The sequence below is a fragment of the Escherichia fergusonii ATCC 35469 genome, assembly GCF_000026225.1.
GTDB lineage: Bacteria > Pseudomonadota > Gammaproteobacteria > Enterobacterales > Enterobacteriaceae > Escherichia > Escherichia fergusonii.
The window spans coordinates 4,281,022-4,298,298 of the sequence record NC_011740.1 but is presented as its reverse complement, the minus strand read 5'-3'; the positions used below and the strand labels follow the sequence as shown (position 1 = coordinate 4,298,298).

15 protein-coding genes and 1 tRNA gene are annotated in these 17,277 nt (G+C 48.2%); 11 read left to right on the top strand and 5 right to left on the bottom strand.

Features of this window, described 5'->3' with window-relative positions; genetic code table 11:
• Positions 1-22 precede the first annotated feature (22 nt).
• From cutA to EFER_RS20875, 5 genes are all read left to right on the top strand, one after another.
• A complete protein-coding gene (cutA, locus tag EFER_RS20895; RefSeq protein ID WP_000879045.1) occupies positions 23-361 on the top strand; it encodes a divalent cation tolerance protein CutA in 339 nt (112 codons plus the stop codon).
• Positions 337-2,031 carry a protein-disulfide reductase DsbD gene (gene dsbD, locus EFER_RS20890; protein WP_000068962.1) on the top strand — a complete coding sequence of 565 codons (1,695 nt, stop codon included), beginning with the start codon at positions 337-339 and terminating at the stop codon, positions 2,029-2,031. Before cutA ends, dsbD begins: the two co-directional genes overlap by 25 nt.
• Before the next feature lie 36 nt (positions 2,032-2,067).
• Positions 2,068-2,643: a transcriptional regulator gene (locus tag EFER_RS20885; protein ID WP_001188518.1), complete on the top strand. Its 576-nt coding sequence runs from the start codon at positions 2,068-2,070 to the stop codon at positions 2,641-2,643.
• 67 nt (positions 2,644-2,710) lie between these two features.
• On the top strand, positions 2,711-2,968 hold the full coding sequence (locus tag EFER_RS20880; RefSeq protein WP_001237785.1) for a hypothetical protein: 258 nt from the start codon (positions 2,711-2,713) through the stop codon (positions 2,966-2,968).
• A gap of 136 nt (positions 2,969-3,104) precedes the next feature.
• A tRNA-Phe gene (locus EFER_RS20875) sits at positions 3,105-3,180 on the top strand.
• 567 nt (positions 3,181-3,747) lie between these two features.
• On the opposite strand, the gene EFER_RS23540 is transcribed toward EFER_RS20875, so the two are convergent.
• From EFER_RS23540 to EFER_RS20850, 5 genes are read right to left on the bottom strand one after another with little or no spacing between them, the layout of a single operon-like run.
• Positions 3,748-4,245, bottom strand: a complete 498-nt coding sequence (locus EFER_RS23540) for a 4Fe-4S dicluster domain-containing protein (RefSeq protein WP_000019701.1) — start codon at positions 4,243-4,245, stop codon at positions 3,748-3,750.
• 29 nt (positions 4,246-4,274) lie between these two features.
• Complete coding sequence (gene dmsD, locus EFER_RS20865; RefSeq protein WP_001139854.1) at positions 4,275-4,871, bottom strand: Tat proofreading chaperone DmsD; 597 nt, start codon at positions 4,869-4,871, stop codon at positions 4,275-4,277.
• A gap of 54 nt (positions 4,872-4,925) precedes the next feature.
• Positions 4,926-5,702 (bottom strand): dimethyl sulfoxide reductase anchor subunit family protein, encoded by a 777-nt coding sequence (locus EFER_RS20860; protein ID WP_000544913.1) that lies wholly within the window; start codon positions 5,700-5,702, stop codon positions 4,926-4,928.
• On the bottom strand, positions 5,695-6,321 hold the full coding sequence (locus tag EFER_RS20855; protein WP_000816147.1) for a DMSO/selenate family reductase complex B subunit: 627 nt from the start codon (positions 6,319-6,321) through the stop codon (positions 5,695-5,697). Before EFER_RS20855 ends, EFER_RS20860 begins: the two co-directional genes overlap by 8 nt.
• Before the next feature lie 13 nt (positions 6,322-6,334).
• A complete protein-coding gene (locus EFER_RS20850; RefSeq protein WP_000661393.1) occupies positions 6,335-8,761 on the bottom strand; it encodes a DMSO/selenate family reductase complex A subunit in 2,427 nt (808 codons plus the stop codon).
• Between the two features lie 491 nt (positions 8,762-9,252).
• Here EFER_RS20850 and EFER_RS20845 point away from each other — a divergent pair, with 491 nt between their 5' ends.
• From EFER_RS20845 to EFER_RS20820, 6 genes are all read left to right on the top strand, one after another.
• Positions 9,253-10,884, top strand: coding sequence for a sensor histidine kinase (locus tag EFER_RS20845; protein WP_001216441.1), 1,632 nt, complete (start codon positions 9,253-9,255; stop codon positions 10,882-10,884).
• Positions 10,881-11,603, top strand: coding sequence for a two-component system response regulator DcuR (gene dcuR, locus EFER_RS20840; RefSeq protein ID WP_000982280.1), 723 nt, complete (start codon positions 10,881-10,883; stop codon positions 11,601-11,603). The genes EFER_RS20845 and dcuR overlap by 4 nt, the downstream gene beginning before the upstream one ends.
• Before the next feature lie 561 nt (positions 11,604-12,164).
• A complete protein-coding gene (gene dcuB / locus EFER_RS20835) occupies positions 12,165-13,505 on the top strand; it encodes an anaerobic C4-dicarboxylate transporter DcuB (RefSeq protein WP_000899617.1) in 1,341 nt (446 codons plus the stop codon).
• Between the two features lie 77 nt (positions 13,506-13,582).
• Positions 13,583-15,229: a class I fumarate hydratase gene (gene fumB, locus EFER_RS20830; RefSeq protein ID WP_000066715.1), complete on the top strand. Its 1,647-nt coding sequence runs from the start codon at positions 13,583-13,585 to the stop codon at positions 15,227-15,229.
• Positions 15,230-15,351: 122 nt separating this feature from the next.
• Positions 15,352-15,978, top strand: coding sequence for a DUF2238 domain-containing protein (locus EFER_RS20825; protein ID WP_000198586.1), 627 nt, complete (start codon positions 15,352-15,354; stop codon positions 15,976-15,978).
• A gap of 540 nt (positions 15,979-16,518) precedes the next feature.
• Positions 16,519-17,274, top strand: a complete 756-nt coding sequence (locus tag EFER_RS20820) for an AraC family transcriptional regulator (RefSeq protein ID WP_001217094.1) — start codon at positions 16,519-16,521, stop codon at positions 17,272-17,274.
• Positions 17,275-17,277 lie beyond the last annotated feature (3 nt).

Genomic DNA, 17,277 nt, shown 5'->3' with positions numbered 1-17,277 from the left:
CATCTGTTGTTGCGAGGTGTTTATGCTTGCCGAAAAAAATTCGCATACTGAGGCCGTAGTAGTGCTTTGTACCGCGCCAGATGAAGCGATAGCCCGGGAATTGATCGCCAGAGTACTGGCAGAGCAACTGGCCGCTTGCTCCACAGTCATCCCCGGAGTAACGTCCTTTTATTTCTGGGAAGGTAAGCTTGAAGAAGCATCTGAAGTACAGATGATCTTCAAAACCGACAAATCCCACCAGCAGGCACTGCTGGACTGCCTGAAGTCTCATCATCCTTATCAAACACCTGAGCTTCTGGTTTTACCTGTTATTCATGGAGACACTGATTACCTCTCATGGCTCAACGCATCTTTACGCTGATCCTGCTACTTTGCAGCACGTCCGTTTTTGCTGGATTATTTGACGCGCCAGGACGTTCACAATTTGTGCCTGCTGATCAGGCTTTTGCTTTCGATTTTCAGCAAAACCAACATGAGCTTAATCTGAGCTGGCAGATTAAAGACGGTTATTACCTTTATCGTAAACAGATCCACATCACGCCCGAGCAGGCGAAGATTGCCGATGTGCAACTGCCGCCAGGTGTCTGGCATGAAGATGAGTTTTACGGCAAAAGTGAGATTTACCGCGACAAGCTGACGCTTCCCGTGACCATCGACCAGGCGAGTGCTGGTGCAACGTTGACCGTCACTTATCAGGGCTGCGCCGAGGCGGGTTTTTGTTATCCACCAGAAACCAAAATAGTGCCGTTAAGCGCGGTCATTGCCAGTAAAAACGCACCGCAACCGGCTCCTGCTCAACAACAGCAAACCGATGCACAACTGCCCTTTTCCGCACTCTGGGCGTTGTTAATCGGTATCGGTATCGCCTTCACCCCCTGCGTGCTGCCGATGTACCCACTGATTTCCGGCATCGTGCTGGGCGGTAAACAGCGGCTCTCTACTGCCAGAGCATTGTTGCTAACCTTTATTTATGTGCAGGGGATGGCGCTGACCTACACGGCGCTGGGTCTGGTGGTTGCCGCAGCAGGATTACAGTTCCAGGCGGCGCTACAGCACCCTTACGTGCTTATCGGCCTCGCCATCGTCTTTACTTTGCTGGCGATGTCGATGTTTGGCTTATTCACCTTACAGCTCCCCTCCTCGCTGCAAACGCGCCTCACGCTGATGAGCAATCGCCAACAGGGCGGTTCACCCGGCGGTGTGTTTGTTATGGGGGCGATTGCCGGGCTGATCTGTTCACCATGCACCACCGCACCGCTTAGCGCGATTCTGCTGTATATCGCCCAAAGCGGGAACATGTGGCTGGGCGGCGGCACGCTTTATCTTTATGCGCTGGGCATGGGCTTGCCACTGATGCTAATTACCGTCTTTGGCAACCGCCTGCTGCCGAAAAGCGGCCCGTGGATGGAACAGGTCAAAACCGCGTTTGGTTTTGTGATCCTCGCACTGCCAGTTTTCCTGCTGGAGCGTGTGATTGGTGATGTCTGGGGATTACGCTTGTGGTCGGTGCTTAGTGTCGCGTTCTTTGGCTGGGCCTTTATCACCAGCTTACAGGCCAAACGCGGTTGGATGCGTATCGTGCAAATTATCCTGCTGGCGGCAGCATTGGTTAGCGTGCGCCCACTCCAGGATTGGGCATTTGGTGCGACGCATACCGCGCAAACGCAGGCGCATCTCAACTTTACACAAATCAAAACGGTAGATGAGTTAAATCAGGCGCTCATTGAAGCTAAAGGCAAACCAGTGATGTTAGATCTCTATGCCGACTGGTGCGTCGCCTGTAAAGAGTTTGAGAAATACACCTTCAGCGACCCGCAGGTGCAAAAAACGTTAGCAGACACGGTCTTACTTCAGGCCAACGTAACAGCCAACGATGCCCAGGATGTCGCACTATTGAAACATCTGAACGTTCTGGGTTTACCCACAATTCTGTTTTTTGACACTCAGGGAAATGAACAACCAAATGCCAGAGTTACGGGCTATATGGACGCGACAACCTTTGACGCACATTTGCGTGATCGCCAACCGTGAGCAACACTTGCAAAAGGAAAGACGGAGGAAAATAGCGTGCAACGTGAAGATGTTCTGGGAGAAGCCCTGAAATTATTAGAAATTCAAGGGATTGCTAACACGACGCCAGAAATGGTCGCTGAACGCATTGATTATCCACTTGATGAATTGCAACGTTTCTGGCCAGACAAAGAGGCCATTCTGTACGATGCTCTGCGCTACCTTAGCCAAAAGGTAGATATCTGGCGTCGTCAGTTAATGTTGGATGAAACGCTGTCTACTGAACAAAAACTATTGGCCCGTTACCAGGCATTATCGGAGTGCGTGAGTAATAACCGCTACCCCGGATGTCTGTTTATCGCTGCCTGTACCTTCTATCCTGATCCGGATCACCCTATTCATCAGTTGGCGGAGCAACAAAAAAAGGCAGCTTTTGATTTCACTCACGAGCTATTAACTACCCTGGAGGTAGATGATCCCGCCATGGTGGCAAAGCAGATGGAACTGGTACTGGAAGGTTGCCTGAGCCGGATGCTGGTAAATCGCAGCCAGGCCGATGTCGATACCGCACATCGGCTGGCGGAAGATATCCTGCGCTTCGCCCGCTGCCGCCAGGGTGGAGCGCTGACGTAATTCGGATTTCTGGTCCTTTCGTATACGCATATAATTCCACCAACACGGATAGGTAAAAGGGAATTATATGCGCCTGCTTCACCACGCCACACTTGCCGGTCTTTTCGTTATACCCTTTTTTGCCAATGCCATAAGTGGCCTTACTTTCAGCCATAAAGACCAGAAACTCGCCTGCAACAACACCGGCACTTGCCGCGCAGCGGGCTATGGTGATAACTACCGCTTTGGAAAGCCTCTGCATTACGCCTTTGAACGTGTTGCCGTCATTCCCGTCTGGTTGAATAACAAATATTACATAGGCACCGTTGCCAGCCATCATGGTTAAGGTGATATGGGAGTGATGTAATTTTCCGCAATAGTGGTCCAGAACTGTACAAACTGCCGCAAAGATAAGCAACCAGACAGTAAAACGTGAAATTGAGTTGACGAGATGTGCAGATTACGGTTTAATGCGCCCCGTTGCCCGGATAGCTCAGTCGGTAGAGCAGGGGATTGAAAATCCCCGTGTCCTTGGTTCGATTCCGAGTCCGGGCACCACTAATTCCTGAAAACCCGCCCACAAGGCGGGTTTTTGCTTTCTGGACCCATGGAATCGTATCTGGAATAATTCAAACCAACGCCCTTAGCCAAAGACAAAAATCCCAAAAGGCCGATAACCACGCTCAAATTATTCACGTCGGATAATCTTGCATCGCGAATTATTTAGAGCAAAAATTTAAGTAATTTATTCCCGTCCTCCCACATAAGAAATAATATAAGGCCTTCAACGGAAAAAGATTGAAAATAAGAAAATAAAAATGCCAGCAAGGATTATTGCTTTTATCATCAGCTATTTACTAATATTTTTCAATCTGTCATGCCGATTTAACAACAACAATACGCCACACTCAAAAAGAGGAGTCACATGACAATATGTTACTTGAGTTAATTATTATCGTAATTATTGTGATGTTTTTTGCTAAAAAAAGCAGATGATTTTCATTATTATCGCAGGATAATTGTGCACATATTTTCCATGCAGATAAGAATCCTCATTCCTAAAAATAATAATTTCCAGGTCATCAAGTGAAATCTATTAATACACAGAGTGTTCCTCCCTGCCCCTCACACCATCTCAAGTTTTACCGCGTCATAACCACACTGAACCAAACATTCACCGCAACCATTACATATTGCAGCATCGATTACAGGCATTCCGCTTTCGTTGATTGAGCACGCCTGAAGTGGGCATAGATCGACACACTGTTTGCAACTGCGCACCGGATTAACACAATTTGCTTTAAAAACGGGACGCAATCCGGTGTCGAAACGAGCCTGCGGACGTAATGCCTCAGTAGAACATGCAGCGATACATAAGCCGCAGCCGTCACAACTGGCAAATTCAATCACCAATTGCGGATAGCCATCTTCATGCCGGTTGAGAATGCCCATGGGACAGGCATTAATACACAAATCACACTGCGTGCACTGCACACGAAACTGCGCATCAGGTAACGCGCCGGGAGGTAAGGAGTGCACAGGTAATATCGGTGTTGTTACCGGGCGTGCCGCGCTGACAAAGGCCCGAAATAGCCCACGTCGGCTAACATACCGATGAGACATTAACTCCTGATAATATTTTTCTGACTTACTCATCCAAGAAAGAGCCGTTTGGTTGGAGGATTTAGTGCCTGTTGCTGCTGATAATCCTGCAGAAACAGTGTCGCAATCTGCGCCAACTTCGCGTAAAACGCACTGACAGGGTTGCGCTGTAATAACTCCAGATAACGATATCCCCACGGCAGCAAATGCGTTTCCAGCAATTGATTAGCTGCACGTTCTTTCCCCTCTGCCAGCAAGGCGCTACAGGCAAGCAGCATCAGGCCAAACTGATCTTCCGGTTCATTTATACAGGAATCAAACGTCATTCCCTGATCACGAAGGAACTTCCGGTACTCGGCAGTGCTGTCACCCATCAACAGATTATCTTTTTCGAGATATACCGAACCCCAGGGCGGTGCTGGCATTTCACCCTGTCCTTCAAAAAGAACAGAAAATTGCCAGAGATGCTGCTCCTCATCCGGGATTGACCAGTCAGAGCATAATTCAGCCACCTGGCGGGGATCGCGCCAGGCGTATATCTCATCCAATGTCGGCAGACAGTCAAACAGTGCCCGAACTTCAGGACGCGTGGGAGAATAGTAAAACAGGGCACCAAGAATACGCACCAGTACGGCTGGGGAAGGCATGATTAAACACTCCTGAAAGCAGAGGTGGCCGGGCAGACACCGGCCACTCACAGGTTACATAGGGATGGTCCAGAGGTTGTAGAAACCGATCCGACCAACCAGTTCAGCAGCAATAACCACCAGTGCAGTCATCACCAGCACAGCTTGCCCACTTTTCATGCGTGCATAGAGCAGTGCCCCAATAACACCCAGCGCCAACAGAATGGCCTGAGCGGTAAACCAGGTGGACTGCGCAGCGGTAATAACGCCATCAGCACTCATTAGCGTGGAAATATAACCCGGACGCAAACAGAAACTCGCCAGAATCGCCAGTACACTTACCAGCAGCCCCAGACGACGAACGCCAAACAACGCCGCCAACATGCCGCCACCGATAAGTGCAGTTAGCACCATCATCATGGTGGTGTAAGAGGTACTCCAGGTCGCTACCGTTGCCAACTGGTAAATACGCGGGATGGCAAAGATAAACACGACTCCAATCGCAGCGGCCAGCCATACCAGTACTTTACAAAGCATTGCACCACCGCGATTTAACAGCAAACCGAGAGATCCCAGTCCTCCGGCTGCGGCAAAACATGCCGAAAGCACGATTTCGTTACTCATAGGAGAACTGCCGACACGGAATAGCATATTCAGCGCTCGCAGCGGCTGCCCGACATGAATGGTGCCAAGCACAACACCCACACCAAACAAGCACATCACCGAAAAGAGACCAATCGCCATACGACGTGGCTCAATTAACCCCATGGCACCGCCAATCAGCAGCAGAATAAACGCCCCCACTGCGCTCTGGGTAAATACGGTGAAAAAGACCAGTGGTAACTCATGCATGGCGCACCTCCCGAATGTTCATGATCGCCCCTTCTTTGTCGCCCGTAGGTCGCGCCAGCGGATGCGGTTTAATTATCAGGTTAGGATGCGTAAACGAAGCGGCAGGTAACGGTGCGATTTCATTTTCGCTGCCATATTTCGCCCGCAATTCGTCGATAGGACCAAAATCCAAAGCTCGCTGTGGACAGGACTCAACACAAATAGGCGGGAGATTTTTCTCCAGTCGGTCAAGGCAACCATCACACTTACGCATCACTTTAGCTTGTGTATCAAACTGCGGTGCACCATAAGGGCAGCGCATTTCGCAGTAACGACAGCCCACACAAACACTGTCATCCACCAGCACCAGGCCATCTTCTTCGCGTTTGTGCATCGCGCCGGTTGGGCAACCTGCCACACAGGTCGGTTCATCGCAGTGATTGCAGGCAATCGACAAATAGTAAGTGAAGGTATTGTTGTGCCAGCTTTCACCTTCTTTCACCCAGCTACCGCCACCATATTCATACACGCGGCGCAGCTTCGGTCCGACATCCAAATCTTTATTATCCTTGCAGCTTACCTGGCAGGTTTTGCAGCCAGAGCAACGCGAGGAGTCAACGTAAAAACCATACTGTTTCATTGTGGATCACTCCTTAAGCGCGTTTAATTTCAACAAGGTTGGTATGTTGCGGGTTCCCTTTCGCCAGCGGCGAGGTCAGGTGAGTTGTCAGCGTGTTAATACAGCCACCAACATCAACACCATTGCTGTCCAGACGCGTCCACGCTCCCTGAGGCATGGCAACAACGCCAGGTAAAATACGCTGGGTCACTTTGCAAGGGATCTCAACCACACCACGATCATTAAACACGTGTACCAGATCACCAGACGACAGTTGCCGCGCACTGGCATCGATCGGGTTGATCCATACTTCATCTGGCACCGCTTCGTGCAGCATTAGCACGTTGGTGTAAGTTGAGTGAGTATGGCCTTTGGTATGGAATCCACTGAGTTGTAACGGGTACTTCGCAGTCAGTTCTTTATTCAGATGTGACTCTTTCACCACACAGAACTCAGGCACAGCAGGAATACGATCGCCCTCTGGCAAGATCCATTTCTGCGCCAGATCAGCCAGTGCCTGGGAATACACTTCGATTTTACCGGATGGCGTTTTTAGCGGATTCGCCTGCGGATCAGCGCGGAAATCGGCAAAAGCAATGCTCTCTTTCTCTGTCGCGATACGCTGGTCGATAACGCCCATCTCTTTTGCTACCTGCCATTCCGGCAGGTACGGGCGTTTTTCACGGATTTGCTGATAGTGCAGCTCTGCCCATTGCGCCTGAGTTTTTCCTTCAGTGAATTGCTCGCGCAAACCAAGATGCCCGGCAATATCGGCGCAAATATCATAAGTACTCCGCACTTCCCACATCGGCTCGATGGTTCTTTGCAGCGCAATCATATAGTTGTGCGATCCTGCAGAGTATGAACTGTCTACCAGATCCTCGGCCTCAAGGTAGCTGGTTTCCGGCAGCAAAATATCTGCATATTTTGCACTTGGGGTCATATGGTTTTCGATAACGATGATGGTTTCACACAATGTATCGTCGGCGAGAATCTTACGGGTACGATTGGTTTCTCCATGCTGGTTTAACAGAGCGTTACCCGCCTGGTTAACAATTAGCTTGATCCCAGTTTTGAGTTTCTCCGCGCCTTTTACGCCCATTGTATTGGCCGTCATCTTTTCAGGATTTTGGATCGCATCGGTCCAGAGATAGCACGGAATAGAGGTGGTAATCGGGTTTTCGCCCACAGGCAGTGAAGGAACACCATACGGCGTACCGTAAGGCCAGTTGCCATTGTTCGTACCAGGTAAGCCGAAATGACCGGTTAGTACTGGCAAAGTCTGGATTGCACGAACAGTTTGTTCACCGTTGGCATGACGCTGCGGCCCCCAGCCCTGGCAGATATAACAGGCTTTCGCCGCAACCATTTCCCTTGCTAACTGGCGAATACGCGTCGCGGGTAATCCGGTGATACTTGCCGCCCATTCAGGTGTTTTTTCCACACCATCTTCCCCGGTTCCCAGCACATAGTCTTTATAGCTGGCGTTCGGTGCCGCCGATTCTGGCAGTGTAGAGCGGTCATAACCCACACAGTACTTATTTACCTGCTCTTCGTTGATCAGGTTTTCGGTGATCAGTGTGTGTGCAATACCCGCCACCAGTGCGGCGTCAGTAGTTGGACGAATAGGTAACCACTCAGCATGTTCAGTGATAACAGAGTCGGTATAGCGAGGATCAATGATAATGACACGGGCTTTGGATTTATCGAGCGCACGACGCAGCTCTTCCACCTGTCCACCACCGGACATACGCGTTTCTGACAGGTTAAGACCAAAAAGTACCACTAAATCGGAATTAGCAACTTCGGTGAAATGGCTGCCAACATATACACCGTGTGTATAAGGTGTTGCAGCACCAATTTGCGCAGTCGAGTAAGTATTATGGTAACGCAAATAACCGCCGGTAATATTCAGCAGACGTTTCCATGCCGGGCTACCCTGAGTCTGATAGTAAGCGCCAGATTGATAATTATAATAAATTGCCTCTCGGCCATATTTTTCAGTGATACGTTTTAATTCAGCAGCGATTAATGCTGTCGCTTCATCCCAGGAAATTTTTTGGAATTTCCCCTCGCCACGTTTTCCTACTCGTTTCATGGGATATTTAATACGGTCGGGGCTATAAACACGCCAGCGGCTGGAACGACCACGTAGGCAAGGTCGAATCTGATGTTCACCAAAAACAGAGTCGTCCTTAGCGTCCTCGGCTTCAATACGAACAATGCGTCCGTCTTTTACGATAACCTTTAATGGACAACGACTTCCGCAATTCACCAGGCAAGCACTATGCCTGACGGTTTCAGCATTTTCGTTGGTTTTACCGGTATCCGATGTTTCGGCCCTGACGGTTGTGGAAAAAGGCAAAGTGATGGCGTTGCTTAGTGCAACGGCAGCTCCCAGTTTTGCAGTTGTAGTCACCGCATCACGTCGGGAGATTGTTGTATTTAACAACTCTTTCATTTTATTTTCTCACATTGTTTTCATAATTATTATTAATACGACATATGAGGTAATCATAAAGAATTAGTAATTCATCATGATTGATTATGATCAAGTGAGATTTGGTGCTTAGCACAAATATAAATATTTGTGGTCATTATCAAAATATAAATGATAACGCATCTTTATTATCATTTGAGATTAAATATCACGCAGCGTTAATCTAAATTTCAATTAATTATCCTGCAGGTGATAATTTAAAAAGTGTAATCTCCCGCAAAGTGAAATTTTCGTATGAAATCTTGTCTTATTATGCTCTCAGCAATTCGTGTTACAGGCAGGTCTTCAGAATCTTACATTAGCCAATGACCAGGGTGAACTGACGTCTTTGCAGCATATGCATCCTGATATATGGCGGGGATATGCGCTGGCGCATAGAAACGGCGTACTCCCTTTGAATTACGTGATTCATCAGTGATAATACCCTCACGATAAGAATTTTCGGGATCGCGATGAGACATTCCTTACCCTGCCGTATGTTACGTAAGCGACCGATGAAACTCGGTACGACGGTGATGTTAATGGTCAGCGCCGTACTATTTTCCGTATTGCTAGTCGTCCATCTGATCTATTTTTCCCAAATCAGCGACATGACCCGAGATGCGCTGACCGACAAAGCGCTGGCGGTGGCACGTTCTTTAGCTCATTCGCCTGAAATTCGTAATGGTTTACAGAAATCTCCCACTGAAAGTGGCATCCAGACATTCGCCGAAGCAGTACGCAAACGTAACGATCTACTGTTTATTGTGGTCACTGATATGCAAGGATTGCGCCACTCCCATCCGGAAGCTCAACGGATTGGTCAGCCATTTAAAGGCGACGATATTTTACTGGCGTTAAAAGGCCAGGAAAACGTTGATGTTAATCGTGGATTTCTCGCTCAGGCGTTACGGGTGTTTACCCCGGTGTATGACGAAAATCACCGTCAGATTGGTGTCGTCGCTATCGGCATGGAGTTGAGTCGCGTTGCTGAGCAAATTAACAATAGTCGCTGGAGCATTATCTGGTCGATTTTATTCGGCATGTTGGTTGGATTAATTGGCTCCCTGGTATTGGTAAAAGTTCTCAAACGTATTCTTTTCGGTCTTGAACCTTATGAAATATCAGCCCTTTTCGAACAGCGTCAGGCGATGCTGCAATCCATGAAAGAAGGGGTTATTGCTGTTAATCATAAAGGTGAAGTTACGCTGATAAACGACGCCGCGCAGCAGCTACTCAACTATCACACATCGCAGGATGATGCGCATCTTTCAACTTTAAGCCATGCCTGGGCACAGGTCGTTGATTTAAGCGATGTGCTGCGCGACGGGATTTCACGTCGGGATGAAGAAAAAACAGTAAAAGACCGTTTGTTGTTGATCAACACCGTTCCCATACGGATCGATGGCGAAATTATTGGCGCCATCTCAACGTTCAGGGATAAAACCGAAGTTCGGCAGTTGATGCAGCGTCTGGATGGCCTGGTGAACTACGCAGATGCACTTCGTGAACGATCCCACGAATTTATGAATAAATTGCATGTGATCCTCGGATTATTACATCTGAAGTGTTATCAACAATTGGAAGAGTACATTCTCAAAACGGCGAATAATTACCAGGAAGAGATCGGTTCTCTACTGGGTAAAATTAAACCGCCAGAGATTGCAGGATTCTTAATCAGCAAAATCAGTCGTACTACCGATGCCGGGCATTCGCTGATTATCAGCAATGAAAGCCTGGTCCCGGACACCGCCAGTGAGGAGCAAAAAGCAGTCCTGATTACCGTACTGGGTAACCTGATTGAAAATGCGCTGGAGGCATCAGGCTCACAAAAGGGTGGTGAAATCAGTGTTGCCCTGCATTATCGCCATGGCTGGCTGCACTGCGAAGTGAGTGATGATGGTCCGGGTATTACGGCTGATCGTATTAGTCATATTTTTGAGAAAGGTATCTCAACAAAAGGAAGCGAACGAGGTGTCGGTCTGGCACTCGTCAAACAGCAGGTCGAAGGGCTTGGCGGAAGTATTACCGTTGAATCCGAGCCCGGTGTTTTCACCCAGTTTTTTGTTCAGATACCCTGGGATAGGGAGAGAACCAGTAGATGATGAATGTATTAATTATCGATGACGATGCGATGGTTGCGGAATTAAATCGCCGCTATGTCACGCAGATCCCTGGGTTTCAGTGTTGTGGCACAGTATCAACACTCGTCCAGGCAGAAGACCTTATTTTCAACAGCGATATCCACATTGATCTGATTCTGCTGGATATTTATATGCATAAAGAAAATGGTCTTGATTTGCTGCCAATACTGCATGGCGCACGCCGTAAAATAGACGTTATCGTGATCTCTTCTGCGGCAGATGCAGCAACTATCAAGGATTCACTGCATTACGGTGTCGTCGATTACTTGATCAAGCCCTTTCAGGCGACCCGTTTTGAAGAAGCGCTCAATAACTGGCGGCAAAAGAAACAGGCAATGGAGAAGCATCAGTATTTCGACCAGGCGGAATTAGATCAGTTAATCCATGGCAGCACAAACAAAGAACAAGATGCCCGCCGCCTGCCAAAAGGATTAACATCACAAACCTTACGTACCCTTTGTCAATGGATAGATGCTCATCAGGACTACGAGTTTTCCACTGATGAACTGGCTAACGAAGTGAATATCTCCCGCGTCTCATGCCGTAAGTACCTTATCTGGTTGGTGAATTGCCATATTTTATTTACCAGTATTCACTACGGTGTGACGGGCCGCCCGGTTTATCGTTATCGCGTTCAACCTGAACATTATTCGTTGCTGAAACAATATTGTCAGGGATAATAATCAACAGCAAAACCACTCCTAACATTACGCATACTCGTCATCCTTCAAGTTGCATGTGCTGCGACTGCGTTCCTGCAACTTGAATTATTTAGCGTATATATTCTGTTATATCCTTAATTCAACTCCTGGGGAAATATTGCGGCAGATCAAAAAACCTGTCGCACTATTTCTATTAGTAGAAGCGGCTCATTCTTCATGCTGTTTTTAATTACAAAATCGCTAACAAAAGTTAATTAACTATTTTAGCATCGTTTTGGCATTTATTTTTAATCCCAAAGGAGTAGTCTTTAATTCATCTGGTATGACAGAACAATGCCAACAACACAACATACACAATAATAATCACTAGTTTTCAGCCAGATAGAAGACAATGCATCTCCTGCCTTCGTTTATAAATCCATCGCCAGAATATTTTTATTATCTCTCAACACCAGGGCAGATATTAATCACAAAACGATAAAAATATAAACACCAGTCTCTTCATTACAAAGCATAACCGACAAAAAGAGACTGTGATCTATTTAACAAAAATTACATGCTTATCGCGAGGGTTTATAAATGTTATTTACATTACAGCTACTCATAATATTAATCTGTCTCTTCTATGGCGCCAGAAAAGGCGGGATCGCTCTGGGTTTATTAGGCGGTATCGGTCTGGTTATTCTGGTCTTCGTTTTTCATCTTCAGCCGGGTAAACCGCCCGTTGATGTGATGCTGGTAATTATTGCGGTGGTGGCAGCATCTGCGACACTTCAGGCCTCAGGCGGGCTGGACGTGATGCTGCAAATCGCAGAGAAAATGCTGCGCCGCAATCCGAAATATGTCTCCATCGTCGCACCGTTTGTAACCTGCACGCTGACCATTCTTTGCGGTACGGGTCACGTGGTTTACACCATTTTGCCAATCATCTATGACGTCGCTATCAAGAACAACATTCGCCCGGAACGCCCGATGGCGGCAAGTTCTATTGGCGCGCAAATGGGGATTATCGCAAGCCCGGTGTCGGTTGCGGTCGTGTCACTGGTCGCAATGCTGGGCAATGTCACTTTCGATGGTCGTCATCTTGAGTTCCTCGACCTGCTTTCTATTACTATTCCCTCGACACTGTTAGGTATCCTGGCGATCGGTATCTTTAGCTGGTTCCGTGGTAAAGATCTGGATAAAGACGAAGAGTTTCAGAAATTTATCTCTGTACCAGAAAACTATCAGTATGTTTACGGCGATACCGCTACGCTGCTGGATAAAAAACTGCCGAAGAGCAACTGGCTGGCAATGTGGATTTTCCTGGCGGCAATTGCTGTGGTAGCACTGCTGGGGGCGTTTTCTGAGCTACGCCCTGTCTTTGGTGGCAAAGCATTGTCGATGGTTCTGGTCATTCAGATGTTTATGCTGCTGACCGGGGCGCTGATTATCATCCTCACTAAAACCAATCCTGCGGCAATTTCAAAAAATGAGGTTTTCCGCTCCGGTATGATCGCTATCGTGGCGGTATATGGAATTGCCTGGATGGCAGAAACCATGTTTGGCGCACATATGGCTGAAATCGAGTCAGTGCTGGGCGAAATGGTGAAAGAGTACCCGTGGGCCTACGCCATTGTCCTGCTGTTGGTCTCCAAGTTTGTTAATTCGCAGGCGGCAGCGCTGGCGGCGATTGTGCCATTAGCCCTGGCAATCGGTGTTGACCCGGCTTATATCGTCGCTTCCGCTCCGGCTTGTTACGGTTATTACATCTTGCCGACTTATCCGAGCGATCTGGCAGCGATTCAGTTTGACCGTTCCGGTACTACCCACATCGGACGCTTCGTTATCAACCACAGCTTTATTCTGCCAGGGTTGATCGGCGTGAGCGTATCCTGTGTCTTTGGCTGGATCTTCGCCGCAATGTACGGTTTTTTATAAAACACTCTGCGTGCCGCTCGTCACCACGCGGCACGTCATTTTTCGTATAACAGATACAGAGTTACAGGCTGGAAGCTATGTCAAACAAACCCTTTATCTATCAGGAACCTTTCCCGATGGGGAAAGACAATACTGAGTATTATCTGCTCACTTCCGATTACGTCAGCGTTGCCGAATTCGACGGCGAAACTATCCTGAAAGTGGAACCAGAAGCCCTGACCATGCTGGCGCAGCAAGCCTTCCATGACGCTTCGTTCATGCTCCGCCCGGCACACCAGAAACAGGTTGCTGCTATTCTTCACGATCCAGAAGCCAGCGAAAACGACAAGTACGTGGCGCTGCAATTCTTAAGAAACTCAGAAATCGCCGCCAAAGGCGTGCTGCCAACCTGCCAGGATACTGGCACCGCGATCATCGTCGGTAAAAAAGGTCAGCGAGTTTGGACCGGCGGTGGCGATGAAGAAGCGCTGTCGAAAGGTGTCTATAACACTTATATCGAAGATAACCTGCGTTACTCACAAAACGCGCCGCTGGATATGTACAAAGAGGTCAACACCGGCACGAACCTGCCTGCACAAATCGACCTGTACGCGGTAGATGGCGACGAATACAAATTCCTCTGCGTTGCGAAAGGCGGTGGTTCTGCCAACAAAACGTATCTCTACCAGGAAACCAAAGCTCTGCTGACTCCCGGCAAACTGAAAAACTTCCTCGTTGAGAAAATGCGTACCCTCGGTACTGCAGCCTGCCCGCCGTACCATATCGCGTTTGTGATTGGCGGTACGTCTGCTGAAACCAACCTAAAAACCGTCAAGTTAGCAAGCGCTCACTATTACGATGAACTGCCGACGGAAGGGAATGAACACGGCCAGGCGTTCCGCGATGTGCAACTGGAACAGGAACTGTTAGAAGAAGCACAGAAACTCGGCCCTGGTGCGCAGTTTGGCGGTAAATACTTCGCGCACGATATCCGCGTGATCCGTCTGCCACGTCACGGCGCATCCTGCCCGGTAGGTATGGGCGTCTCCTGCTCCGCTGACCGTAACATTAAAGCGAAAATCAACCGCGAAGGTATCTGGATCGAAAAACTGGAACACAATCCAGGCCAGTACATTCCACAAGAACTGCGTCAGGCAGGTGAAGGCGAAGCGGTGAAAGTCGACCTTAACCGCCCGATGAAAGAGATCCTCGCCCAGCTTTCGCAATACCCGGTATCCACCCGCTTGTCGCTCACCGGCACCATTATCGTGGGTCGCGATATTGCACACGCCAAATTGAAAGAGCTGATCGACGCCGGTAAAGAACTGCCGCAGTACATCAAAGATCACCCAATCTACTATGCGGGTCCGGCGAAAACGCCTGCCGGTTATCCATCAGGTTCACTTGGCCCAACCACCGCAGGCCGGATGGACTCCTACGTGGATCTGCTGCAATCCCACGGCGGCAGCATGATCATGCTGGCAAAAGGTAACCGCAGTCAGCAGGTCACCGACGCATGTCATAAACACGGCGGCTTCTACCTCGGCAGCATCGGCGGCCCGGCGGCGGTACTGGCACAGCAGAGCATCAAGCATCTGGAATGTGTCGCCTATCCGGAGCTGGGTATGGAAGCTATCTGGAAAATCGAAGTAGAAGATTTCCCGGCGTTTATCCTGGTCGATGACAAAGGTAACGACTTCTTCCAGCAAATCGTCAACAAACAGTGCGCGAACTGCACTAAGTAACCTCTTCGGCCCAGCGCCTGGCGGCACGCTGCCAGGTGATCCCCCTGGGCCACCTCTTTTGCGATTGTAATTTCACGCTTGCTGGTGAATAGTCAGTATTTTTCCTGACTTGCGAACTCACCATGACCCGCTCACTCAAGCCATTAATTCTTAACACCGGCGCACTGGCGCTAACGTTAATCCTGATTTATACCGGCATTTCGACCCATGACAAACTCACCTGGCTGATGGAAGTGACACCGGTGATTATCGTGGTGCCGCTACTGCTTGCCACCGCCAGACGTTATCCGTTAACGCCGCTGCTCTATACGCTCATTTTCTTTCACGCCATCATCCTGATGGTCGGCGGACAATACACCTACGCGAAAGTCCCCGTTGGTTTTGAGGTGCAAGAATGGTTGGGATTGAGCCGTAATCCGTATGACAAGCTGGGGCATTTTTTCCAGGGGCTGGTGCCTGCACTGGTGGCACGAGAGATCCTCGTGCGTGGGATGTACGTTCGCGGACGTAAGATGGTAGCGTTTCTGGTCTGCTGCGTGGCACTGGCGATAAGCGCGATGTATGAATTAATCGAGTGGTGGGCGGCGCTGGCAATGGGCCAGGGAGCGGATGATTTTCTCGGTACACAGGGCGACCAGTGGGACACGCAATCCGATATGTTCTGCGCACTGCTGGGGGCATTAACGACGGTGTTATTGCTTGCCCGCCTTCATTGCCGCCAGCTCCTGCGCTATGGCTTAATCACCTGAGCACCAGAAGTGACTGCACCTTAGCGGTGCAGTCAGTCGCCGGTAAAACTTAACCAACAACGTCGCCTGATTTTTAATATCACTATCAGATAAAAAAATAGTTTTGCTGTCGAAAATCTTCGAATGAAATAGCCATTAATTTCGATTTAACTCGCTGTAAATAATAACAAATATATAAAAACGCTTTAATTTCAACCACTTTACAGCTAAAAATTAGCGATTAATAATTGCCAACAATAAACACTCCTTCAAACCTGGTAAAGACGATTTTGGTATGACAAGCATGTCCTGAGTATTGCTGCAAATACATCACACGTCATACCTCTTTGCGCGGTCCCACCCCGCGCTTTTTTTTGCCTGATATTAATGCATTGCCAATAGCGTAAAAATTTTTGTACAGAACATTTGCCTTTTTTAATATTGCATTTAAAAATTAACGCGCTATTTTATGCATCTTTGAATCATCATACAAATCTAACATTTTGTTATCTTATCCTTCTGGTGAGATCACTTTTTAATACTTATTCCTGGAGTTCGGGTATGAGAATTTGCAGCAGTCAACCTTGTGTCGTGGTATTAACCGAGAAGGATGTTTGGCTTAGGGTAAATGGCAAGGAGCCTGTAAATTTAAAAGCGAATAACATGGCGTTAATCGCTTGTGATAATAATATTGTCGATATCTCCTCACTGAATAATGAGCTTGTTGCCCACATAAGTCTCGACATCATCAAAGATTATCTCCGCTTTCTGAATAAAGACCTCTCTCAGTTTCCTCTCTGGCAACGAAGTGCAACCCCGCTTCTCACCGCGACCAGCCTGACTCCCGACGTCTTTCGTGTCGCCGCGCAGCACAGCGCAAAAGACCCCGAGAACGAAGTTGAAAAAGAACGTACCCGCTCACTGTTATTCACTGTTTTATCCCGTTTCCTCGAAAGTAAAAAATTTATCCCGCTGTTGATGTATATGCTACGCAGCTGCGTCAGTGACAGCGTTTATCATATTATCGAGAGCGATATCCATAAAGACTGGAATCTTAGTATGGTAGCCAGCTGTTTATGTCTCAGTCCAAGTTTGTTAAAGAAAAAGCTTAAAAGTGAAAACACCAGTTACAGTCAAATAATCACCACCTGCCGAATGCGCTATGCGGTAAATCAATTATTGATGGATGATAAAAATATTTCTCAGGTTTCACAGTCCTGCGGTTACAACAGCACATCCTATTTTATTGCCGTATTTAAAGAATTTTATGGTATGACGCCATTGCACTACGTTGCCGAACATCGGATTCGTCAGTAAGCA